The organism is Sphingopyxis panaciterrae (genome assembly GCF_011762125.1).
GTDB classification, from domain to species: domain Bacteria; phylum Pseudomonadota; class Alphaproteobacteria; order Sphingomonadales; family Sphingomonadaceae; genus Sphingopyxis; species Sphingopyxis panaciterrae.
The window spans coordinates 238,499-261,454 of record NZ_JAASQN010000004.1 but is presented as its reverse complement, the minus strand read 5'-3'; the positions used below and the strand labels follow the sequence as shown (position 1 = coordinate 261,454).

General features: G+C 62.5%; 13 protein-coding genes. 12 read left to right on the top strand and 1 reads right to left on the bottom strand.

Features of this window, described 5'->3' with window-relative positions:
- The first annotated feature begins 33 nt into the window (after nucleotides 1-33).
- The 4 genes from FHR22_RS15415 (at nucleotide 34) to FHR22_RS15400 (ending at nucleotide 7,655) form a co-directional block, all read left to right on the top strand.
- Nucleotides 34-2,973, top strand: a complete 2,940-nt coding sequence (locus FHR22_RS15415; protein ID WP_243853754.1) for a TonB-dependent receptor plug domain-containing protein — start codon at nucleotides 34-36, stop codon at nucleotides 2,971-2,973.
- Entirely contained in the window at nucleotides 2,970-4,991 is a 2,022-nt protein-coding gene (locus FHR22_RS22675) for a prolyl oligopeptidase family serine peptidase (RefSeq protein ID WP_166944429.1), read from the top strand. Before FHR22_RS15415 ends, FHR22_RS22675 begins: the two co-directional genes overlap by 4 nt.
- 473 nt (nucleotides 4,992-5,464) lie before the next feature.
- Complete coding sequence (locus FHR22_RS15405) at nucleotides 5,465-6,247, top strand: phytanoyl-CoA dioxygenase family protein (RefSeq protein WP_166944427.1); 783 nt, start codon at nucleotides 5,465-5,467, stop codon at nucleotides 6,245-6,247.
- Between the two features lie 85 nt (nucleotides 6,248-6,332).
- Entirely contained in the window at nucleotides 6,333-7,655 is a 1,323-nt protein-coding gene (locus tag FHR22_RS15400) for a serine hydroxymethyltransferase (RefSeq protein WP_166944425.1), read from the top strand.
- A gap of 331 nt (nucleotides 7,656-7,986) precedes the next feature.
- On the opposite strand, the gene FHR22_RS15395 is transcribed toward FHR22_RS15400, so the two are convergent.
- The gene (locus tag FHR22_RS15395; protein ID WP_166944423.1) at nucleotides 7,987-8,880 is read right to left on the bottom strand and encodes a LysR substrate-binding domain-containing protein; all 894 of its coding nucleotides are present in this window, start codon (nucleotides 8,878-8,880) and stop codon (nucleotides 7,987-7,989) included.
- A gap of 552 nt (nucleotides 8,881-9,432) precedes the next feature.
- On the opposite strand from FHR22_RS15395, the gene FHR22_RS15390 reads away from it, so the two are divergent.
- The 8 genes from FHR22_RS15390 (at nucleotide 9,433) to FHR22_RS15355 (ending at nucleotide 22,911) form a co-directional block, all read left to right on the top strand.
- The gene (locus FHR22_RS15390; RefSeq protein ID WP_243853776.1) at nucleotides 9,433-11,751 is read left to right on the top strand and encodes a TonB-dependent receptor; all 2,319 of its coding nucleotides are present in this window, start codon (nucleotides 9,433-9,435) and stop codon (nucleotides 11,749-11,751) included.
- Nucleotides 11,752-11,833: 82 nt separating this feature from the next.
- The gene (locus FHR22_RS15385; RefSeq protein ID WP_166944419.1) at nucleotides 11,834-13,399 is read left to right on the top strand and encodes an amidase; all 1,566 of its coding nucleotides are present in this window, start codon (nucleotides 11,834-11,836) and stop codon (nucleotides 13,397-13,399) included.
- Nucleotides 13,396-14,490, top strand: a complete 1,095-nt coding sequence (locus FHR22_RS15380; protein WP_166944417.1) for a dipeptidase — start codon at nucleotides 13,396-13,398, stop codon at nucleotides 14,488-14,490. The genes FHR22_RS15385 and FHR22_RS15380 overlap by 4 nt, the downstream gene beginning before the upstream one ends.
- 38 nt (nucleotides 14,491-14,528) lie before the next feature.
- Nucleotides 14,529-16,619 (top strand): PQQ-dependent dehydrogenase, methanol/ethanol family, encoded by a 2,091-nt coding sequence (locus FHR22_RS15375; RefSeq protein WP_166944415.1) that lies wholly within the window; start codon nucleotides 14,529-14,531, stop codon nucleotides 16,617-16,619.
- Nucleotides 16,620-16,707: 88 nt separating this feature from the next.
- On the top strand, nucleotides 16,708-18,570 hold the full coding sequence (locus FHR22_RS15370) for a DUF885 family protein (RefSeq protein ID WP_166944413.1): 1,863 nt from the start codon (nucleotides 16,708-16,710) through the stop codon (nucleotides 18,568-18,570).
- Nucleotides 18,571-19,016: 446 nt separating this feature from the next.
- Nucleotides 19,017-20,453, top strand: coding sequence for an amidohydrolase family protein (locus tag FHR22_RS15365; protein WP_166944411.1), 1,437 nt, complete (start codon nucleotides 19,017-19,019; stop codon nucleotides 20,451-20,453).
- Nucleotides 20,454-20,537: 84 nt separating this feature from the next.
- Nucleotides 20,538-22,619, top strand: a complete 2,082-nt coding sequence (locus FHR22_RS15360; protein WP_425057460.1) for a M13 family metallopeptidase — start codon at nucleotides 20,538-20,540, stop codon at nucleotides 22,617-22,619.
- 10 nt (nucleotides 22,620-22,629) lie between these two features.
- A complete protein-coding gene (locus FHR22_RS15355; protein WP_166944407.1) occupies nucleotides 22,630-22,911 on the top strand; it encodes a hypothetical protein in 282 nt (93 codons plus the stop codon).
- Nucleotides 22,912-22,956 lie beyond the last annotated feature (45 nt).

Genomic DNA, 22,956 nt, shown 5'->3' with positions numbered 1-22,956 from the left:
GATAGTCGATTGAGCCGATAGGGGGTAAGTTCCATGAAGCCCGTGCTTGCTATGTCCGCCCTGCTGGCCGGTGCCAGCTGGATCACCCCCGCGCTCGCGCAGCAAGAAGGCGCGCCCCCGGCCGGGCAGGCTGGCGGCGGCGGCGCCGAAGAGGCGCCGCGCGAAGACATTGTCGTCACGGGGACGCGCATCGCGCGGCCCGAGCTCGACTTCGCCAATCCGGTCACGTCCTATTCCGCTGCGACGATCGAGCAGTCCGGCCAGACGAGCCTTGCCGACTTCCTTGTGCAGAGCCCGGCGCTCGTCGGTTCGCGCACCGGCGACCTGACCGGCGGGTCGAACCCCGATTTCGGCGAAGCGGGGCTCGACCTTCTGAACCTGCGCAACCTTGGTACCGATCGCACCCTCGTGCTCGTCGACGGCCGGCGCCATGTATCGGGGCTCGCGGGGTCGGCGGCGGTCGATATCAATGCGATCCCGACCGACCTCGTCGAGACGGTCGACGTACTCACCGGCGGCGCGTCGGCCATTTACGGCGCCGACGGGGTGTCGGGCGTCGTCAATTTCCGGCTGAAACATGATTTTGAGGGGCTGACCGCGCGCGGCCAGATCGGCATTTCGGAATATGGCGACGGCGGCAACCAGTTCGGCGCGATCACCTTCGGCAAGAATTTCTCCGAAGGCCGTGGCAATTTCGCCATCGCCTATGAATATAATCGCGATGCGCGGGTGTCGGACCAGGACCGGCCCTATCTGCGCAATCCGGTGTCGGCGAACCTCTATCGCAACCAGCGCGATATTCCCGATGATCCCAATATTCCCGACAACATCGTCTACAACGACGTCCGCTATGCCGACAGTTCGCGCGTCGGCGCGGTCGACGTCGATTTCGACCTCGCCGCTGATTTCGAGGGTAATGGCAGAGTTTATGACCGCGGGCTCGTGCTCGAGGAATCGGGCGGCTATACGCAGGGCGGGTCGAGTACCCCGGTCGACGGCTATCAGGGCGATCTTTTTCCGGGGGTCGAGCGTCATCTGGTCAATGCGCTTGGCCATTATGAATTCAGCGATGCGTTCAACCTGTTCGCCGAAGGAAAATATGTCCGCACCCGGACGCGCAGCCTGTCGCAGCCCAACTACGACTTCTATCTGTTCCAGACCGCCGAAAATCCGTTCATGCCGCAATCGATCCGCGACGCGATCGTCCCCGGCGCTGCGGCCGAATATTTCGAGGATCCCGATTCCCCCGATGGGGTGCTCATCACCCGCGACAATTTCGACATGGGGATCAATACCGAGGATGTGACGCGCAAGACCTTGCGCGGGGTAATCGGTGCGAATGGCGCGATCTCCGAGCATGCGAAATACGAGATTTCATACGTCTATGGCCAGACGAAGACGCGCGTGCTGACGCGCGGCAACCGGCTGGAGGCGCAGTGGCAGGCGGCGATCGACGTCGTCACCGATCCCGACACGGGGCTGCCCGTCTGCCGGTCGTCGCTCGACCCCGACGCACCGCCCGAGCTTGCGGGCTGCATCCCCTATAATATCTATGGCGAAAATGTCCGCGATCCGGCGGCGATCGATTTCGTGACCACCGACAGCGTCAGCTTTTCGAAGGTGACGCAGCAGGTTGTGTCGGGGTCGATATCGGGCGATTTCGGGGCGCTGTTCGAGCTTCCCGGCGGCCCGGTCGGTTTCGCGATCGGCGCCGAGTACCGGCGTGAACGCAGCCGCTTCGACCCCGACCCCCAAATCGCCGCAGGGCTCACCTGGACCGGCGCGGTACAGCCCGCGTCGGGCGGGTTCACGGTCAAGGAAGCCTTCGCCGAGCTTAATGTCCCGCTGCTCAAGGAGATGCCGTTCGCACATCTGCTGTCGTTCGGCGCGGCGATCCGTTTTTCGGATTACAGCACGATCGGCAATACGACGACGTGGAAGGTCGACGGCGTTTATGCGCCGGTACGCGATATATCGTTCCGCGCGACCTATTCGCAGGCGGTGCGCGCGCCCAATATCGCCGAACTCTTCGCGCCGGCGAGTTCGTCGTTTAACTTCATCGTCGATCCGTGCGACACTTCGGAAACGAACAATGGCACCGCGAACCGCGAAGCGAATTGCGCGGCGCTGCTGACCGGACTGGGGGTTGATCCAACGACCTTCAGTCCGTCGAGCACCCCGCAGGCGAGCGTGTTTACCGAAGGGCTTGCGGGCGGCAACCCGAACCTCACCGAAGAGACCGCGAAAACCTGGACCGCAGGTGTGGTGCTGCGGCCAAGCTTCCTGCCCGGGTTCAGCCTCTCTGCCGACTGGTACGACATCAAGATCAAGGATGCGATAAACACCCCCTTTGCCGAGGAACTGGCCGAGCTTTGCGTCGATCAGCCGAGTCTCGACAACCAATTCTGTCCCGGCATCACCCGCGACCCCGACACCGGCTATATCATCGGCTTCAATGTAAAGCCGGACAATGTCGCAGGGTTTCGCACCGCCGGGCTCGACCTGACGCTCGCCTATCGGCTGCGCACCGCTTCGCTTGGTACCTTCAACATTTCGCTCGTCGGCAATTATCTCGACCGGCTCGAATTTGTCGCGAGCCCCGGCGCGACGCTCGATTCCGACCGCGGCGAACAATATATCCCGAAGTATAGCGCGAGCTTCGACCTCAATTGGCAAAAGGGCCCCGTGACGGTCGCTTACGGGATCACATGGTTCGCCAAGACCGACCGCTTCGTTGCCGAGGATCTTGCCGGCGATCCCGATTACAGCGATCCGCGCTTCTTCAAGGTGAAGGAGAAGTGGGAGCATGACCTGCAGATCGGGGTCGACGTCGGCGATCGCTTCAATGTCTATGCGGGGGTCAACGACCTGTTCGATGAAAAGCCGGCCTTTGGCTACGCAAGCTATCCCGTTTCGGCGATGGGCCGTTACTTCTATACCGGGGTCAAGGTCGCGCTGGGGGGAGCGAAGTGAGTATCGGCCGCCTGGTCCTTGCCGGCCTTGTCCTCTGCGCGCTGCCCGTCGCAGCCGCAGCGCAACCGACCCCGATCGTTCTCGACGACATCCACAAGCTCGCCGATGTCGCCGGGCCGAGCTTTTCGCCCGACGGTAGCCGCATCGCGTACAGCGTCGCGGTCAACGACATCAAGCTCGACGCCGAAAAGAGCGATTTATGGACGGTGCCCTGGGAGGGCGGGGCGCCGGTCCAGCTGACCCGGACCCCCGCGGCCAGCGAATGGCAGCCACGCTATGGCGCCGATGGGAAGACGATCCTTTTCCTCAGCGACGCGGGTGCGAAGAAAAAGCCCGGCGCCGATCCCGACGACAGGAAGGAAGAGGAAGACGAGAATACGCAATTGTGGCGTATGTCGGCAGGCGGCGGCGTCGCGCGGCCGGTGACGACGCTCGCGGGCGGGATCAGCGACTATGCGTTAGCGCCCGACGGCAGGCGCGCGGTCGTGGTGGCCGAGATCGGCAAGAGCGTCGGCAGCAAGGCGAAGACCCCGCCGCCGGTCGAGACCGAGCGCTTCTTCTTCAAGCAGGACGGCCGCGGCTATCTCGACGATCGCACCCAGCAATTGTTCGTCGTCGACCTCGCGACCGGAAAGGCGACGCAGATCACCGCGGGCGCACGCGACCATTGGCATCCCGCATGGTCGCCCGACGGCAAGCTGATCGCCTTTACCGCCAAGGATCATGGCGAGGCCGACCGGACGCTGAACTATGATATTTTCGTTGTCGCCCCCGAAGGCGGAACGCCGCGCAAGGTCAGCACCTCGCCGGGCGCGGACGGCGATCCCGACTGGGGGGCGGGGGCCGCCTGGTCGCCCGATTCGCGCAAGCTCGTGTGGCTCGAAGGCGCCGAGGACAAATGGATCTATTATGGCTCGCCGCAGATGGTGGTCGCCGATGTCGTCGACGGGACCGTTACGCGGCCGGCGCGCATCGACCGCTGGTTCTATCACCCGCGCTGGACGCCCGATGGCAAGCTGATCGCGCTGATCGAGCAGGACCGTGATACCTGGCTGGCAAAGATCGACCCCGATAGCAGCGCGATCACCTATCTCACCGAGGGCGCGCGCCTTGGCTATGATTATGCGGTAGCGAAGAGCGGGCGGATCGCGGTGCTCGACACCGATGCGAGCAGCCCGGCCGAGATCAAGGCGGTGGACGGCATGCGCGCGCTCACCCATCATAACGACTGGTTGAAGACGCGTGCGCTCGGCGAAATCCGCGATGTTGCATTCAAGAGCGGCATCGCGGAAATCCATGGCTTCCTGACCCTGCCGCCTGATTATGATCCGGCAAAACGCTATCCGCTGATCACCGATCTTCACGGCGGGCCCGTCTATCAGCACAGCCATGAATTCGATATCGATGCGCGGCTCTATGCGGCCGCAGGCTATGCTGTGCTCAAGATCAATCCGCGCGGTTCGTCGGGGCGCGGCTTCGACTTCTCGCGCGCCATCTATGCCGACTGGGGCAATCTCGACGTCAAGGACATCAGCGCCGGGATCAGCCATGCGATCGACATCGGGGTCGCCGATCCCGAGCGGATCGGGGTCGGGGGCTGGAGCTATGGCGGGATATTGACCGATTATATGATCGCCAGCGACAAGCGCATCAAGGCAGCGGTATCGGGGGCGGGGGTCGGCAATGTGCTCGCGACCTTCGGCGTCGACATGTATGCGCGCGAATATCTTCTCGAGCTTGGGACCCCGTGGGAGAATTTCGATGCCTGGCGTAAGCTGGCCTATCCCTTCCTTCACCCCGAACGGATCACCGCGCCGACCCTGTTTCAGTGCGCCGATGCCGACGATAATGTGCCGTGCGTCGGCGCCGAGCAAATGTATCTTGCGCTCAAGACACGCGGCGTGCCGACGAAGTTGATCGTCTATCCCGGCGAAAATCACGGCCTTACGGTGCCGAGTTACCTGGTCCACCGGATGCGTGGTAACATCGCCTGGTACGATCGCTGGCTCAAGAAATAGGCGCGATTTGAATTTTGGGTAACCGCGGCATGCGGTCGATCCGCGCGACCATGTGCTCGCGGCGGAAGTGGCCCGGCGTCGGCCAGATATAGAATGTTTACCGGGATGGATTTCCTTTATAAGGGAAAAATTAATAGTAATATCTATAATTTTTACTAAAAAATATGATTATTATACATAATCAACATGATAAAATTTTATTTTATATTTATGATATATATAATATGTAAATGATTTATATAGACCTCATTCAATAAATTTCCCAGATCGTTGATTTGAACAGTCCTCGCCCTTTGGGCGCGGGGAGTATTTCGTCGTTGACGAAGCGAAGAGCTAGAATCGCTAACGCTGTGGACGAAAATTATTGGTTTGCGAATGCAACCGGCTGATCCGAAATATGGGAACGGTAGAGATACCGGGCACGAATCCGGCATCGCACAGACGCAGGCAATCAGGATCGTTGGAGTAGAGCTATGAAGCTTTCGCAGGAACTTTTGAACGAATATCAGGAAAACGGGTTTCTCGTCATTCCCGACCTCTTCTCGGCGGAGGAAATAGCCGAAATCCGCAGCGCGATGGATCGTGTGTTCGATCAGGACGATCCGGCGAACATCCGGGAGAAGAAGAGCGGCGTCGTCCGCACCGCGATGGGCCTGCATCTTCGCGACGAACTCTTCGACCGGTTGATCCATCATCCGCGCCTTGTCGAGCCCGCGCAGCAGATCGCCGGGCCGGAACTCTATGCCCAGCAGGCGAAGATCAATGTCAAGGCGGCGTTCGAAGGCGAGCAGTGGCAGTGGCACCAGGATTTTTCGACGCATCATCACGATGATGGCGTACCCCAGCCGCTGGCGCTGAACCTGCACATCTTCCTCGACGATGTGACCGAATTCAACGGCCCGCTCTATTTCTTCAAAGGCTCGCACAAGTTCGGCAGCGTCGCGACCTGGCATGACACGGTGTCGACCAGCTTCGCGCTGTGGGTGGTCGAGCAGGAAAAGGTCAAGGAAATCGCCGAAACCTGCCCGCTCGTTGCCGCGACCGGCAAGGCCGGCACTGCGCTGATCTTCGGCGATTGCCTCGTCCATGGTTCGCCGCCGAACATGTCGCCGTGGAACCGCAGCATCTTCTCGCTGATCCTCAATCCGGTCGAGAATGCGCATACCAAGGTCGATCGCAAGGATCATTTCCACCATCGCGATCTGACCCCGGTGCAGGCGCTCGACGACGATTGCCTGCTCGAAAAGGTCGCCTGACCCCCTTTTAAGCGCTTTTTGGATTTTGACTGCGACGAGCCGCGCGCCTGCGTGCGCGGTTCGTTCCTATAGGGATATATTGATTATGACGATGTTGGCGCGGCGACCCTGGGTAGGCGATGCGAGCGAGGATCTGATCCAGAGCATCGCATTTGCGGTGGCTGGCAGCACGTCGGATGCCGTCGATGAGCGGCTGGCACAGCTGGTCGAGGAAAACCGGCAAATCCATGACGTTGGCGCGATCAACCTCAATCCGGCGACGAACGCCATGAATCCCCGCGCCGAAGCGCTGCTTTCCAGCGGCCTCGGTAGCCGGCCGTCGCTCGGTTATCCGGGCGCGAAATATGAAATGGGCCTTGAGGCCATCGAGCAGATTGAAGTGCTCGCCGCCGAAGTCGCGGCCGAAGTCTTCGGTGCGAAATATGTCGAATTCCGACTGGCATCGGGCGCGCTGGCCAATCTTTACACGTTCATGGCGACCTGCAAGCCCGGCGATGCGATCATCGCGCCGCCCGATACGATCGGCGGCCATGTGACCCACCACCGCGCGGGCGCGGCCGGTCTTTATGGCCTGGAAGTCCACACCGCCCCCGTCGATGCCGATAATTTCACGGTCGACGTCGCGGCGCTCGCCGATCTGGCGCGGCAGGTGCGGCCGAAGCTGATCACGATCGGCGGCAGCCTCAACCTTTGGCACCATCCGATCCGCGAGATCCGCGCGATCGCCGACGAAGTCGGTGCCTATGTCCTGTTCGACGCCGCGCATCTGTGCGGGATGATCGCCGGCAAGGGCTGGCAGCAGCCGCTCGAAGAGGGCGCACACCTGATGGGCTGCAGCACCTACAAGAGCCTGGGCGGTCCGCCCTCGGGCCTGCTGATGACGAACGACGCGACGCTGGCCGAACGCATCGACAAGATCGCCTATCCGGGGCTGACCGCGAATTTCGACGTCGCCAAGACCGCGTCGCTGGCGCTCGCGCTGCTCGACTGGAAGGAATATGGCGTCGATTATGCCAAGGAAATGGCGGCGACGGCGTCGACCCTGGCCGGGCTGCTCGAAGAGCAGGGCCTGCCCGTCTTCCGCACGTCGCGCGGGATCACCGGATCGCACCAGTTCGCACTGCGCGCGGAAAGCCTTGGCGGCGGTCATCAGGCGGCGCTGCGCCTGCGCGAGGCGAATATCCTGACGTCGGGCATCGGCCTGCCGATCGATCCGGTCGCCGGTGATTTCAACGGCCTTCGCTTCGGGACTCCCGAGATTGTGCGCTGGGGCATGACGACCAATGATATGCCCGAACTCGCGAGCCTGATCGTCGAGGCGCTGACCGCCAATGACGCCAGCGCAGTGAAGGAGCGCGCGACGGCTTTCCGGAAGAAGTTCCAGACCCTGCATTTCGTCCGCAACTAGCCGGTCGTCTCCCGCAATCGGCCAAGAGTCGCCCCCGCGCCAGGTCTCTCCCCCAGGCGCGGGGGCGGTGCTTTTTGGGCGGTGTGTGGCAAGAGAAGAATGGCTGCATTGGGGTGGGAAGCAGGCATCGCGTTCTACAGCTTCGTCATCTCGGGCTTGACCCGGGATCCCGCCTTTTTTGGGGGGCGCCAGCAGTTTTCGAGGTCAAGCGGGACCCCGGATCAAGTCCGGGGTGACGATGGACGGGACGGCAGCTTCCGGCAGGAACCCGCCATCGCGATGGCGGATTTGCAAAGGGCATAGTCGCCCTGCCCCGGGAAGGCTGGGGCGTTCAGCCGGCGGTCGGCCGAGCCTGTTCGAGCAGCCATTCGACGAAGGTTTCGGCGGCGGCGGTCAGCGGCGTTGCCGTCTTCGTCAGCAGATAGAATTGGTTGCTCGACGGCACCCGCTTGTCGGACAGCGTCTGCAGCTGTCCCGACTGGAGCAGGCCGCCGAGCAGCGCGGTATGGCCGATCATGAAGCCGCGGCCCTGCAAGGTCGCGTCGACCGTCATCGAATAGAGTGAAAAGGTCTGCGTTTTCAGCGCCTTCGGCGGGGTTGAGCCCGTGCGCGCGATCCAGTCGGCAAAATCATGCTCCCAATAAGGGTCGATCATCAATGACGCGCCGATCGGCAGGCCCTGTTCGTCGAGCGTCGCGGACTCGATGAGCTTGGGGCTCGCCACCGGGACCAGTTCGTCGAAGAAGAGTTCGCGATAATCGCACCCCGGAAAGGGCGGCTTCCCGTAACGGATCGCAATGTCGAAGTTCGAGGTGCGCAGGTCGATGATCGTGGGGTCGGCCCAGATTTCGACAGTTGTATTGGTTTCGAGCGCGTGAAATTCCTCCATCCGTGGGCCAAGCCACAACTGGGCGAGCGATGGCAGCATGGTGACGCGCACCGATTTGGATGCGCTCGTCGACGTGATCTCGCGCGTCGCGGTGGTGAGTTGATCGAGCGCCGGAGCAACGCGCTGCGCATAGCGTTTCCCCGCCTCGGTCAATTTCACGCCCTGCGGATAGCGCTGGAACAGGTCGATGCGGAGAAAGGCCTCGAGCGCCTTGATCCGCTGGCTCACCGCGCCGGGGGTGACGCCCAACCGCACGGCGGCCAGCGCAAAGCTTTCGGTTGCGGCGGTTTCGGCGAAGACGCGAAGCCAGTCGAGATTGGGGGTTTCGCGCAGCATCAGTATGCCTGTCGCTCAGATTTAAGATTAGTCATTTGCATACCTTCCCGGATTCCCGATTAGATCGGTTCATCAAGAGGTGGTCTACAGAAGTGAGACCTTCTGTCGACATGGCCAATTCTGGGGGATAGGCTTAGACTTTCTAGGCATATGCCGCCATCCGGCCCATTTCGCCGATTTCGTGGGACCGAGACCAACTGGCCGCTTGCAAGGGCGAGCATAAGAACAGCTACCCCTGTGAGCGAGCATTATTGGGTTGCTCCGGCATGCTGAAACATTCCTAATCGGGCGCTGCTCAGATCGCATGATTTTGCGATGCCACGGAGCCGTGGCAGAGTTTTTTCAATATTATTGGAGGATATTTGAAATAAAAAATGAATATACAGAATATATATAAAATAATCCAGAAAAATAAAAACATAATTATGAAATATAACTTCAGAATTATTCCAAATAATAATTATAATATGGTCTGCGGGAAGAATTTTGTTGAAAATTTCAGAAAAAGGGATTGGCATGATTGTTAAGTATGATTCTCCCCAAGTGACGGGTATGTTTGCGGGTGGCCGGTTGAACGGACGCGTTCTCGGCCAAGTTTCCCCCCGCCGCGCGGCGATGCTGGCGCTGCTGACCTCAGCCGCCCTGATTGGCACGATCACCGATGCCGCCGCCCAGGAAGCGCGCGAGGGCGCCGAAAACACCGACATCATCGTCACCGCGACGCGGCGCGAGACGACGTTGCAGGAAACGCCGGCGGCGGTCAGCGTGCTCGGCAGCGATGCGATCGAGAAGCGCAAGCTCGTCGGCATGGAAGATTATCTGGCGGCGCTGCCGGGCGTCAGTTTCGCCGATCGCGGTGCGGGTCAGAACACGATCACCATTCGCGGCATCGGGCAGGGCGATCAGCTTTCGGCGAACACCCCCGTCGGCAGTTATTTCGGCGAAGTCCCCGTGACGGGTCTCGGGCCGCCGCTCAACGGCAATGGCGCTGGCAATTCCGATCTCAAGATGGTCGATATCTCGCGGGTCGAGGTGCTGCGCGGCCCGCAGGGCACGCTTTACGGTTCGGGGTCGATGGGCGGCACGGTCCGCGTCATCCCCAATGCCCCCAATTTGCGCGATGTCGAGGGCAGCCTTTCGGCCGGCTATTCGCATACCGGGCGCAGCGGCAGCCATAATTATTCGGTCGAGGGTGTGGTGAACGCGCCGCTGGTCGAAGACCGGCTCGCCGTCCGCCTCGTCGCCTATCGCATGTTCAACGACGGTTATATCAACAACACCGCCGCGAGCGACCCGACCCCCGAGGTCGAGGATGCGGTCGCGATCGGCGCCGTCGCCCGCGACGACAAGCATGCGGGCAGTGAAAAGATCACCGGCGTACGCGGAAGCATCCTCTGGCGGCCGGTCGACGATCTGTCGATTACGCTGACGCATGCTTATCAGGCGCTGCGCCAGGACGGTTTTCGCGAAGTGCAACTCGACCTGCCCGGTGCCTATCAGCAAGCGCGCGTCCGCGTCGGCGAGAATGGCGGACGCAACGGCTATGTGAACATGGACCTGAACGTCAGCAATCTGGTCGTCGAATATGACGCTGGCTTCGGTTCGTTCCTCAACTCGACCTCGCTGATCAAGAGCCATGGCGAGAACGACATCGACTTCAGCTTCTTCGGTTTCGCCGACCCGACCCTGCTCGCGGTCTCGTCGGTGACCGAGGCCGACAAGCAGTTGTTCGTCAACGAATTTCGTTTCGCGTCGAAGTTCGAAGGACCGTTCCAGCTGATTGCGGGCCTCTATTATGAGGACCGCGAGACGAAAGCGAACGCGTTCACCCGTTACACCGGAACCGATAATCCGCCGCCCGCCGGCGCGCCACGCGAGACGACCCGCAACAAGAACAAGCAAAAGCAGTTCGCGGCGTTCGGCGAGGCTTCGCTGACCCCCATCGACCCGCTGACGCTGACCGTCGGTGGCCGTTATTACAAGTTCGAGCAGGATATATTGATCGCGCGGGTCGACGATGCGCCGACCACCGCCGAGGGACGGAGCGCGACGACGGATGGCTTCCTGTGGAAGGCTAACGCATCCTACAAGGCGAGCGACGACGTCTTCCTCTATGCGCAATGGGCCCAGGGCTTTCGCCAGCCGCAATTCCAGCGGGCGATCCTGCCCCAGGACGATGTCGACAATGACGGACTGGTCGAGTTCGCCGATGGGATCGAGCGTGCGGTCAATCCGGGGCTGCTCGCCCCCGACAAGGTCGATACCTATGAAGTCGGCGTCAAATTCCAGTCGCCCGACGGGCGGCTGCGGAGCAGCCTGACGGGCTTCTACACCGATTGGACCGGCATCCCGGTTTCGCCAGCACTGTCGCTCGCACGCGGCGAAGCCTTTTATTTCAATGCCGGCAAGGCGATCTCGAAGGGCGTCGAGTTTGAGGTGTTCGGCGAGGTCGGTGACCGGCTGTTCGCCGAATTCTCGACCTCGTGGGTCAAGTCGACGCTCGACGAGACGGTCCCGGGGCTTGGAAACAAGGGTACCAACCTGCCGGGTTCGGCCGACCATAATGTCAAGGCGGCGCTCGAGAAGCGCTTCGACCTGGGCGAGAACGAGGCCTATATTCGCGGCGATTACACCTATGTCGGCGGATATTATACCAACTTCACCGAAACGGGGCTGAAGTCGGGGGACTATAATCTCTTCGACGTCAGCGCCGGGGTGACGGTCAATAATTTCAAGATCGGCATCTATGCGAAGAATCTGTCGAACCGGAAAGATTTCACCTGGGTCGACAATATCTTCGGCGCGGCGGCCGGACGTGCCTATCGGCTGCGTCCGCGGACGATCGGTGTGAACGTCGGGGTCAATTTCTGATCGTGACGCTTTCGATCCCCTTACGACGCATCCTTGCCGATGCGGGTGCCAGCGCTTTCGGGCGCTGGCATTCCCTTTTGCCTTGAACCGCCGCGAGCTTCTTATCGCGGCGGCGGCCACCGCCGGTGCCGGGCAATCGCTGCTGGCGGTTCCTGCGGGAGCCGCAGCGCCGCCGCCGGGGGGCAACCCCGCCGATCTGACGCTGGCGGAAGCATCAAAGGCGATCCGTTCGGGCGCGTTGACCGGCACCGACCTGACGCTTGCCTGCCTTGGCCGGATCGAGGCAGGCAACCCCCGCATCAATGCGATCATCACGCCGATGCGCGAGCAGGCGCTGGCGCAGGCGGCGATGCTCGATCGTGAGGCGAAGGCGGGAAAATATCGTTCGGCGCTCCATGGCGTTCCGATCGCGCTCAAGGATAATATCGATACCGCCGATGCGCCGACGACGAACGCCAGCGCGCTGCTGAAGGACCACGTCCCGGCAGAAGACGCCCATGTCGTGCGGCGGCTGCGGCAGGCGGGTGCGATCATTGTCGCCAAGGCCAATCTGGCCGAATTCGCGGTCAGCCCGACGAATGCGACCTCAAACTATGGGCCGGTGCGCAACCCTTGGAACCCCGATCATGTCTCGGGCGGGTCGTCGGGTGGTTCGGGCGCAGCGGTGGCGACAGGCATGTGCCTTGGCGCGCTGGGAACCGACAGCGGGGGATCAGTGCGTATTCCCGCGGCATGGTGCGGCGTGGTTGGATTGAAGCCGACCGCCGGGCTGGTGTCGAACGGCGGCGCCGGACCGGGCATCGCGATCCTCGATACGATCGGCCCAATCGGGCGGACGGTCGAAGATGTGGCGCTGCTGTTCGATCAGATGACCGGCTATGATCCGCGCGATCCGATGAGCGTCGAGCGTCCGCGTCCTGATTATGCGACGGGCCTTCGCCAGCCCGTGTCGGCGCTTCGCATCGGGGTGCCGCGGCGGCTGTTTTTCGAGCAGCTCGACCCCGAGGTCGCGACCGCAGTCGATGCGGCGCTGAAGGCCCTCGCGATGATCGTCGGCAGCGTGCGCGATGTCGCGTTCGAATGGGGCAGCCTTCCCGAAGGTGCATTTACCGCGCCCGACCTGCTCAGCTATCATGGCCGCCCTTTCGCCGAGCGGCCTGATGCCTATCAGCCGCGCACCCGCAATATCATGCGCATGCTGACCAACCTGCTCGACGATCCGCAGGGAGGATCGACATCGCAGAAGATGGCGCTCCACGCCGCTACGATCCGCTCGATCGCACAGCGGCAGCGGACGATCGATGCGGCGTTCGACGGTTTCGAGGTGCTGGCGCTGCCGACGACGAAGACCCTGCCGCCGACGGTCGAGGCGGCGGTCGCGTCCGAATATGGGCCGGGCACAGAGCCGCTGTTCTCGATCGAGAACACGATGATTTTCAATCTGCTCGGGCTGCCCGCGCTCAGCGTGCCGTGCGGGCTGTCGAAGGACGGTCTGCCGATCGGGCTGATGATCGTCGGGCGGCGGTTCAGCGAGGCGACCTTGCTCGCGCTCGGCGCCGCCTATGAACGCAGGACGGATTGGCGGGGACGCCGCCCGGTCGAACCCGGCGCGCGCAACAATATGGTGGAACGAGGAGAGAGACGATGAACCGGAGAGAGGCATTTATGGCCGGGCTGGGTGCGGCGGCGGCGCTCGCGGCACCGGGCGCGCTGGCGCAGGGGCGGCGCGTCAGCGTGCAGGACGCGCGCAAGGTGCAGGATGGGGCGCCGCTGGTCGAGGGGCTCGACGGTTCGACGCTCAACGACGAATATCTCGCCATGCTCGAAGCGGCCGGGCTGGACGTCCTGTGCCAGAGCCGGGGCGGGTTCGACAGCTTTGTCGAGCTGCATAATTTCCTCGACCGGCACCCCGATCGCATCGTCCAGGCGCTGACCGTTCGCGACATTCGCGCCGCCAACCAGGCGGGCAAGATCGCCCATGTCTCGGGCTGGCAATCGGCCGAATTTCTGGTGCGCGACGGCGACCCTGTGATGCCCGCGATCGGCAATCTGCGCGGTTACAAACAACTGGGTCTGCGTATCGTCGGGCTGGTCTATAATGTCGCGGGGCCGTTCGGTGGCGGATCGCTCGACCCCGATGTCGGCATCACCCGCGCCGGCAAGCGGTTGGTCGAGGAGATTCACAAGGAGCGGCTGGTGCTCGACGTCGGCGGGCATACGGCGGAGGCGACGTCGTTCGGGGCGCTCGAAATATCGAAGGGCGTGCCAGTGATCTGCTCGCACACCAATTTGCGGTCGAAAGTCGATAATGCGCGCAACATGACCGACAAGCTGATCGAGGCGATCGCCGCGACCGGCGGCGTGATCGGGCTGACCAAGGTCAATGATTTCCACGCGCGCGTGCGCAACTCGCCCGAGCCGGTCACACCGCAGGTCGGGATCGAAAAGCATCTCGATCAATATGATTATCTGAAGAAGCTGGTCGGCGTCGATCATATCGCGCTCGGCTCCGATTTCATGTGGGGCCGCAAGGATCTGGTCGCGATCATTCCCGAACTGTGGCCCGGCGACGTCTACAGCAACAACCCGCCGTGGTTCATGGTCAAGGATACCGGGACGGTCACCGAATATCCCAATGTCACCAAGGGGCTGATGGAACGCGGCTGGACCGACGAGGAAATCCACAAGATCCTCGGCGGCAACCTGCTCCGCGTGTTCGAAAAGGTGTGGGGCGCCTGATCGCGTCGCAACGAAAACAAAAATAGCTTGGGGGCGTCATGAAAATCCTGTCCGGTCGGGGAAAATATTTCATTGTCGCGGTGGTGCTTGTCGCCGTCGCGATCATTGCCGGCCAATTCGTTTCGTTCGGGCCGCGCAAGGGAGCCGAGGGTGTCGATCAGGCGCGGTTGCTGGTCGCGGCGGGTGAGCCGGCGAACTGGCTGGCGCACGGCGGGAGCTTCCTCGAGCAACGTTATAGCGCGCTCGATCAGGTCAACGCGGGCAATGTCGCGAAGCTGGGGCTGGCCTGGACCTTCGAGTTCGACACCAATCGCGGGCAGGAAGCGACGCCGATCGTCGTCGACGGGGTCATCTATACCTCGACCGCCTGGTCGAAAGTCTATGCGCTCGACGCCAAGACCGGCGCCGAAATCTGGCGTTTCGACCCGAAAGTCGACGGCGACCGCGCCGTCTATGGCTGCTGCGACGTCGTCAGCCGCGGCGTCGCGGTGTGGAAAGGCAAGGTCTTCGTCGCCACCTTCGACGGCCGGCTGATCGCGGTCGATGCCAAGACCGGTAAGCCAATCTGGTCGGTGCAGACCACCGACAATGCGAAACCTTATACGATCACCGGCGCCCCGCGCGTGTTCAAGGACAAGGTGGTTATCGGCAATGGCGGCGCCGAACTGGGCGTGCGCGGTTATGTCACCGCTTATGACACCGAAACCGGCAAGCTCGTCTGGCGTTTCTACACCGTTCCGGGCGATCCGGCGAAAGGCCCCGACGGCGCCGCGTCCGACCCGATCATGGCGAAGGCGGTGAAGAGCTGGGCGGGCAAATGGTATGATTATGGCGGTGGCGGCACCGTCTGGGATTCGATCGTCTACGACCCGGATTTCGATCAGCTTTACCTGGGCGTCGGCAACGGATCGCCATGGAATCGCCGGATCCGCTCGGATGGCAAGGGCGACAATCTGTTCCTCGCCTCGATCGTCGCGCTCGACGCCGACACCGGCAAATATAAATGGCATTATCAGGGGTCGCCGGGCGACAGCTGGGATTATACGCATACCCAGCAGATGATGCTCGCGACGCTGCCGGTGGACGGCAAGGAGCGCAAGGTGCTGATGCAGGCACCGAAGAACGGTTTCTTTTACGTCATCGATCGCGCGACCGGAAAGCTCGTTTCGGCCAAGCCGTTCGTGAAGCAGAGCTGGGTCGATCATATCGACCTCAAGACCGGCCGCCCGGTGATGAGCGCCAACGCCTATTATGAGGACGGCGTGAAGATGATCGAGCCGGCGTCGGTCGGCGGTCATAACTGGCAGCCGATGTCTTACAGTCCGCGCACCGGCCTGGTTTATATCCCGACGGTCCAGTGGAGCCTGAAATATGATCAGGATCCGGCGTTTAAATATCGTCCCGGCCGGCTCAATATCGGCGCGCAGGTGATGCTGAACGAGAAGGATCCCAACGGATCGGGGGCGCTGATCGCCTGGGATCCCGTCAAGCAGCGCGAAGTGTGGCGCGTGGCGCAGCCCGAAATGATCAACGGCGGGACGCTGGCGACCGCGGGCGATCTGGTCTTCGCGGGCAATGCGCATGGCGAGTTCACGGCGTTCGGCGCGAAGGACGGCAAGAAGCTGTGGACCTACAAGCAGCCGGTCGGGATCATGGCGGGGCCGGTGAGCTACAGCATCGACGGCGAGCAATATGTCGCGGTGCTGGTCGGCAAGGGCGGCGGCGCGATGGGAATTCCCGATACCAAAAGGCCGCGCCTGCCGCAGCCCAACGGGCGGATCATGGTGTTCAAGCTCGGCGGCAATGCCGCCTGGCCGAAGCAGGATTTGACCCCGGCGCCCGCCAATCCGCCCAAGGAGCGCTTCGCGGCGGACACGGTCACGGCGGGGGCAATGGTTTACGGCGAAAATTGCGCCGCGTGCCACGAAGGCCTCGCAGCCCCCGATCTTCGCCGTTCGGGCGCGCTCGCCGACGCCGCGGTCTGGAAGAGCATCGTCATCGACGGCGCGCTCAAGGACAATGGCATGGTCAGCTTCGCGCGCTGGGTCACGCCTGAACAGGCTGAATCCATCCGCGCCTATGTGGGCGAACAGGCGCGCCTGCTCCAGCAGGAAGAGGCGAAGAAATAGTTATCGGGCCGCACTGGCCTTTCGACATCGAACAACCGGGAGAAAATCTGTGACTGCAATCGAACCGAATAAGCCTGCACGCCGACGCGTGAAACCATTCCATCTCGCCGCGGCGGGCGCGCTGATTCTTGCCGGATTTGGCGGGGCCGGGCTTGGCGCGGTGCCTGCCTGGGCCTTTGAGGTGCCGAGCGCGGCGGCTCCGGCAGCTGACGCCGAAACCGCGCGGCTGAACGCGTGGCTCGACGCGAAATTCGAGGAGGAGCTGGCCTTCAGCCCGATGGCGCGTGGCTATCAGGGCGAGAAGGTCGATTATGACAAGATCGACGATTCCTCGGAGGAGGCCGAAGACCGGAAGATCGAATGGCAGCGCCAGTCGGTCGAGGAAATGAAGGCGAAATTCGACCGCGCGAAGCTGCCCGAAGATGCGCAGCTTTCCTACGACCTGTGGATCTATCGTTACGAGGATGCCGCCGGCTATGTGAAGTTCCGGCGCAACAATTACGTCTTTCAACAGATGTACGGGCCGCACACGCGCATCCCGCAGTTCCTGATGCAGGTCCACAAAGTTGACGAACCGGCGGACATGGACGCCTATATCGCGCGGATCGGCGGCGTTGCCCGTGCCGAAATGCAATTGCTGGAAATCGCCAAGAAAAATGCCGACGCGGGATCGCGGGTGCCGCGTTTCTCCTATGAAATGATGATCGACCAGGCGCGCGCGCTGATCACCGGCGCGCCGTTCGGCGGCGAGGGCGATAGCGCGATCTGGGCCGACGCGACGGGGAAGATCGACGGGCTGGTCAAGGCCGGCAAGATTGATCAGGCCAAGGCCGATGCCTATAAGGCGGCGGCGCGCAAGGCTCTGCTCGAACAATGGCTGCCCGCCTATCAGGCGCTGCTCGCCTGGTTCGAATCCGAAGTGCCGAAGGCCGATGCGGTGGCGACCGGGGTCGGCAAGAATCCGAACGGCAAGGCCTATTACGACATGTTGCTCGTCAGTTCGACGACGACCAATCTCACCGCCGAGCAGATCCACCAGATCGGCCTCGACGAAGTCGCGCGGATCAAGGGCGAGATGGAGGCGATCAAGGAGAAGGTCGGCTTCAAGGGCACGCTGCAGGACTTCTTCAAGTTCGTCCGCGACGATCCGCGCTTCTATTATCCGAACACCGATGCGGGGCGGCAGCAATATATCGACGCCGCGACCGCGCACATCGCGTTCATGAAGCAGCAACTGCCGAAATATTTCGGCATCCTTCCCAAGGCTGATGTGATCGTGAAGCGCGTCGAATCCTATCGCGAGATCGCGGGCGGGGCGCAGCATTATTATATGTCGACCCCCGATGGCTCGCGCCCGGGCGTCTTCTACGCTCATCTCCTCGACATGAAATCGATGCCGATCCCGCAGCTCGAGGTGATCGCCTATCATGAGGCGCTGCCCGGCCATCACATGAACTTCGCGATCGCGCAGGAACTGACCGATATCCCGAACTTCCGCAAATTCCTGTACATCAACGCCTATCAGGAAGGGTGGGGTCTCTACACCGAAAAGCTCGGCAAGGAGATGGGCGCGTATAAGGATCCCTATTCGGACTTCGGCCGCCTGACGACCGAGATCTGGCGCGCGATCCGCCTGGTCGTCGACACCGGCCTTCATTCGAAGGGTTGGACCGAAGAACAGGCGGTCAAATATTTCACCGAAAATTCGGCCGCTTCCGAGGGACAGATCAAGGCGGAAGTGCGGCGCTACATCATCATGCCGGGGCAGGCGACAGGTTACAAGATCGGCATGATCCAGATGGAAAAGCTGCGCAAGAAGGCCGAGGACCAGTTGGGCAGCAAATTCGATATCAAGGGATTCCACGACACGATCCTGGGGCGCGGGCAGATGCCGCTCGACCTGCTCGAACAGCGCGTCGACCGGTGGATCGCGAAACAGAAAGCGAGCTGATCCGCCGGAGTGGCTTTCCGCCAGCCATGTCATCCCGGCGAAGGCCGGGATGACGATATTCCCAACGGCTGCTATCGGCCGATTGCGGACCTTTAAATTCTCGTCATCCCGGGCTTGACCCGGGATCCCGCTTTTTGACCGCATAATCCGTCTTTGACTTCAAGCGGGACCCCGGATCAAGTCCGGGATGACGGAGGTAGGTTAAGCAACGGCAGCAATCCACCCCAACCTGACGTTGCGACAAGTCGTGAATTTGTCCGCGCGACCTGGCAATGCCCAGAATTTCTGATCCTCTGGGTCAGCTTTATTACGTTGCCTCCGGCTTTGTCTGTCACCCATTAGGGGCACATAGGCCCAAGAGAAACTAGGGCTGCAGAACAGATATTCGGCGTGCGCTACCGGGTCCGCAGGGACAGCGTGTCGTTCGAACGACAAGAGGGGACAGCATGAAGATCACCGCACTGGTTTCCGGGCTATTGCTTGCCGCCGCCGTGATTGCCGTGCCGGCTGTCGCGCAGGATGGCGGGCCTGAAGCGCGTCCGCTCTACAATCGCGACCAGTGGCTGCCGAAATCGGTGCCGACGTCGGACGATGTGCTGCGCATTCCGGTACCCGCCGACTACAACGCGCCCAAGGGATCTTTCGTGCTGGTCGGCGGCCGGCTGTTCGACGGGACCGGCAAGGTGGCGCGTCCGGCGACGATCGTGGTCCAGGGCAAGACGATCACCGCGGTGCTGAACCCGGGCGACAAGAATTGGCCGGCCGATGCGGTGGTCTATGATGTCACGGGCAAGACGGTGATGCCGGGGCTGATCGACCTGCACACGCACCTGACCTTCCTCGATGTCGCCGACTCGAGCGTCTATTCGGCCGCGCATCTCAGCGGCGCGGAATCGGCGATGCGCGGGCTGCGGCGGATGGGCATCCACCTGCAGGCCGGGGTCACCAGCGTGCGCGACGTCGCGTCGCACGGTGACACGCCCTTCGTGCTCAAGCGGTTGCAGGCGGCGGGCGAAATCGCGGGGCCGCGCATCTTCACCGCGGGGCAGCTGATCACCCAGACCGGCGGCCACGCCGCGCTGCACGCGATGATGCCGGGCTATCCCGAAAAGCCGAACGACAATCCCAATTCGATGGTGCGGATCGCGTCGGGTCCCGACCAGTGGCGCGAGGCGGTGCGAATCCAGTTCGCCAAGGGCGCCGACCTGATCAAGCTCGCCAGCGAATATTCGCAGGCGGAGATCACCGCGGCGGTCGATGAAGCGCATTCGCTCGGCCTGCCCGTGACCGTCGACAGCGAAACCCAATATATCGACATGGCGATCAAGGCCGGCGTCGACTCGATCGAACATCCGCTGCCGCGCAGCGATGCGGCGGTCGCGCTGATGGCGAAGCGCGGCATTGCGTCGGTGCCGACCTTCGTCCCCTATCGGATCATCAGCCGCTCGTCGGGTGGCTATTTCGGCTCGACCTCGCGCCGCTTCGAGCTCAACGAGCGCACGATCCTGGAGATGGGCAAGAAGATGCGCCGCGCCGGGGTGAAGATGGGGATCGGGCTCGACCTGATCGTCAACTGGCCCGAATATATGCCCGGCGCCTACATCAACGAACTCGAGAGCTTTACCCAGATCGGCTATACCAAGGCCGAGGCGCTGGTCGCGGCGACGAAGACGAGCGCCGAGATCATGCATATGGGCGACCGGCTGGGGACGATCGAGACCGGCAAGCTGGCCGACATCATCGTCGTCGACGGCAATCCCGACGAGGATTTCAAGGCGCTGGAAAAGGTGCGCACCGCTTTCGTCGGCGGGCGGCTGATGCTCCAGGACGGCCGCCTCTATAAACCTGCGCACGAAGAAGTGCCGATGCCTGCCGCAAAATAGGACCGATGGCCGATCACGGCGGGGAGCCGCCTGTCGAATGCGAAAGGGTGTCGATGCCCGCCAGCCTGTCAGGAGTTTTCGATGATGCGTAATTTCCTTGCACCGCTGCTCTTCGCCGGTACCGCGCTGGCCACCGCGGTCGGCGGCGTTTCGGCGCAGGAGGCATCCCCGCCGCCCGCCGCCGGGGAGTCCGCAAAGCCGCAGCTCGGCAGTTTCGGGTTCGACACCGCGGGTATGGATCGCACAGCCAAGCCCGGCGACGATTTTTATGAATATGCCAACGGCACTTGGGCGAAGAACACGCCGATTCCGGCCGACAAGGCCAATTATGGCATGTTCATCGCGCTTGGCGACCTGTCGCAGCAGCGGGTCAGGGGGATTCTCGATGCCGCGGGGGCCGACGATGCGAGCCTGATCGGCCGCGCCTATGCGAACTATCTCGATGGCGCGAAGGTCGAGGCGCTTGGCCTGGCGCCGATCCAGCCGTGGCTTGGCAAGATCAAGGCGCTGAAGGATCGCAAGGGCTATTCGGCGCTGGTCGCCGAGGCGGCGCAGCGCGGGGTGAGCGGCGTCTATGGCTCTTCGGGCGCGTGGGCAGGGTACCGCCTCCCTTACACCTGGCCCGACGACCAGCAGCCCGATCGGATGATCCTGGTGATCGAGCAGGGCGGCACCGGCATGCCCGACCGCGACATGTATCTGGCCGATACGCCGAAGATGGCGGCGATCCGCACCGCTTATGTCGCGCATCTCGCGAAGCTGCTGACGCTGGCGGGCGAAACCGGTGCCGAGGCGCGCGCGCAGGCGATCATGGAAGTCGAGACCGAGATCGCCAAAGCCTATTGGAACCGCGACGACGCGACCGATTCGACCAAGACCTACAACAAGTTCACCCTGGCCGAGACCGCGCAATTTTCGACCCCGACGCTCGACATGGCGGCGGTGCTGAAGGCGTGGAACCCGGCGATCACCGAGGTGCAGGTCCGTATGCCGAGCGCGACAAAGGCGGCGGCGCAGATCCTCGACCAGGCGCCGCTCCAGGTGCTCAAGGATCAGTTGCTGGTGCGCAGCCTCGACGATCTGTCAGCCGCGCTTCCCGATGCGATCGAGCAGGAAAATTTCGCCTTTTACGGCACGGTGATGAAGGGCGCGCCGGAGCGCGCTCCGCGCTGGCAGCGCGGCGTCAACTTCATGGAGGAGGCGTTCGGCGAAGCGATCGGCAAGGAATATGCCGCGCGCTATTTCCCGCCCGAATATAAGGTCGAGCTGCGCGGGCTGATCGACAATATCCTTGCCGCGATGGATCGCCGCATCGACAATCTTGCCTGGATGCAGCCGGAGACCAAGGCGCGCGCGAAGGAAAAGCTGAAGGGCTTTACCGTCAAGATCGGCCACCCCGACCAATGGCGCGATTATAGCGGTCTGCAGATCGACCGCGGCGATCTCTACGGCAATATGGTTCGCGCCAACCGTTTCAACTTCGACTATATGATCGAAAAATCGGGCCAGCTGGTAAGGCGCTGGGAATGGCTGATGACGCCGCAGACGGTCAATGCGCATGCCCATTACAACCAGCTGGAGATCGTGTTCCCGGCCGCCTTCCTGCAACCCGCCTTTTACGATCCCCATGCCGATCCGGCCGTCAACTATGGCGCGATCGGCGCGGTGATCGGCCACGAGATCATCCATCATTTCGACGACCAGGGCGCACAATATAACGAGAAGGGCCAGCTCGCGAACTGGTGGACGCCGGAGGACAAGGCGGCCTTCACGAAAGCGACGCAGGCGATGGTCGCGCAGGCCGAGACCTATGAGGTGCTGCCGGGCGAGCATATGAAGGGCGAGTTCGCGCTGGGCGAGAATATCGGCGACCTCGCCGGATTGACCCTGGCCTATGACGCCTATCGCGCTTCGCTGGGCGGCAAGCCGGCGCCGGTCATCGACGGCTTCACCGGCGATCAGCGCTTTTTCCTCGGTTGGGCGCAGATATGGCGGCGCAATTATCGCGAAGCGGACCTGCGCCAGCGGCTGATGACCGACGCGCACGCCCCGTCGATCCAGCGCGTCTGGGTGATGCGCAATCTTGATGCCTGGTACGACGCCTATGGCGTGAAGCCCGGCGACAAGCTGTACCTCGATCCGTCGCAGCGCATCCGGGTCTGGTGAGGAGAGGGCGATGAACCATCCCGCCGACCCGCCGGCCGCGGCGAGCAAGGGCGTCCTCAAGGGGCGCTTTGGCCGCACCATCGCCTTTTCGGTGATCGTGCTCGCGGTGCTGAGCTGGATCGCCGTCGCGGCGTTTCTATGGCTGTTCGAGCCGACGCTGGGGCAGCGGGTGGGGGCGATCACAGCGGCGGCGCTGGTGACCGAGGGCGCGATGTGGACCTGCGCGGCGGTCTTCGGCATTTCTTTGTTCCAGAAGCTGAAGAGCCTGTTCCGCCGGTCGGACAGGGACTGAAATTTGCGATTTTTGCGGTGGGTGTTCGATGCCGAATGAAGGATT

Excerpts from the sequence above, each read along its gene's own strand:
- FHR22_RS15415 (WP_243853754.1), top strand. The coding sequence starts at position 34 with ATGAAGCCCGTGCTTGCTATGTCCGCCCTGCTGGCCGGTGCCAGCTGG.
- FHR22_RS15405 (WP_166944427.1), top strand. The coding sequence starts at position 5,465 with ATGAAGCTTTCGCAGGAACTTTTGAACGAATATCAGGAAAACGGGTTT.
- FHR22_RS15400 (WP_166944425.1), top strand. The coding sequence starts at position 6,333 with ATGACGATGTTGGCGCGGCGACCCTGGGTAGGCGATGCGAGCGAGGAT.
- FHR22_RS15395 (WP_166944423.1), bottom strand. The coding sequence starts at position 8,880 with ATGCTGCGCGAAACCCCCAATCTCGACTGGCTTCGCGTCTTCGCCGAA.
- FHR22_RS15390 (WP_243853776.1), top strand. The coding sequence starts at position 9,433 with ATGTTTGCGGGTGGCCGGTTGAACGGACGCGTTCTCGGCCAAGTTTCC.
- FHR22_RS15380 (WP_166944417.1), top strand. The coding sequence starts at position 13,396 with ATGAACCGGAGAGAGGCATTTATGGCCGGGCTGGGTGCGGCGGCGGCG.
- FHR22_RS15375 (WP_166944415.1), top strand. The coding sequence starts at position 14,529 with ATGAAAATCCTGTCCGGTCGGGGAAAATATTTCATTGTCGCGGTGGTG.
- FHR22_RS15365 (WP_166944411.1), top strand. The coding sequence starts at position 19,017 with ATGAAGATCACCGCACTGGTTTCCGGGCTATTGCTTGCCGCCGCCGTG.
- FHR22_RS15360 (WP_425057460.1), top strand. The coding sequence starts at position 20,538 with ATGCGTAATTTCCTTGCACCGCTGCTCTTCGCCGGTACCGCGCTGGCC.
- FHR22_RS15355 (WP_166944407.1), top strand. The coding sequence starts at position 22,630 with ATGAACCATCCCGCCGACCCGCCGGCCGCGGCGAGCAAGGGCGTCCTC.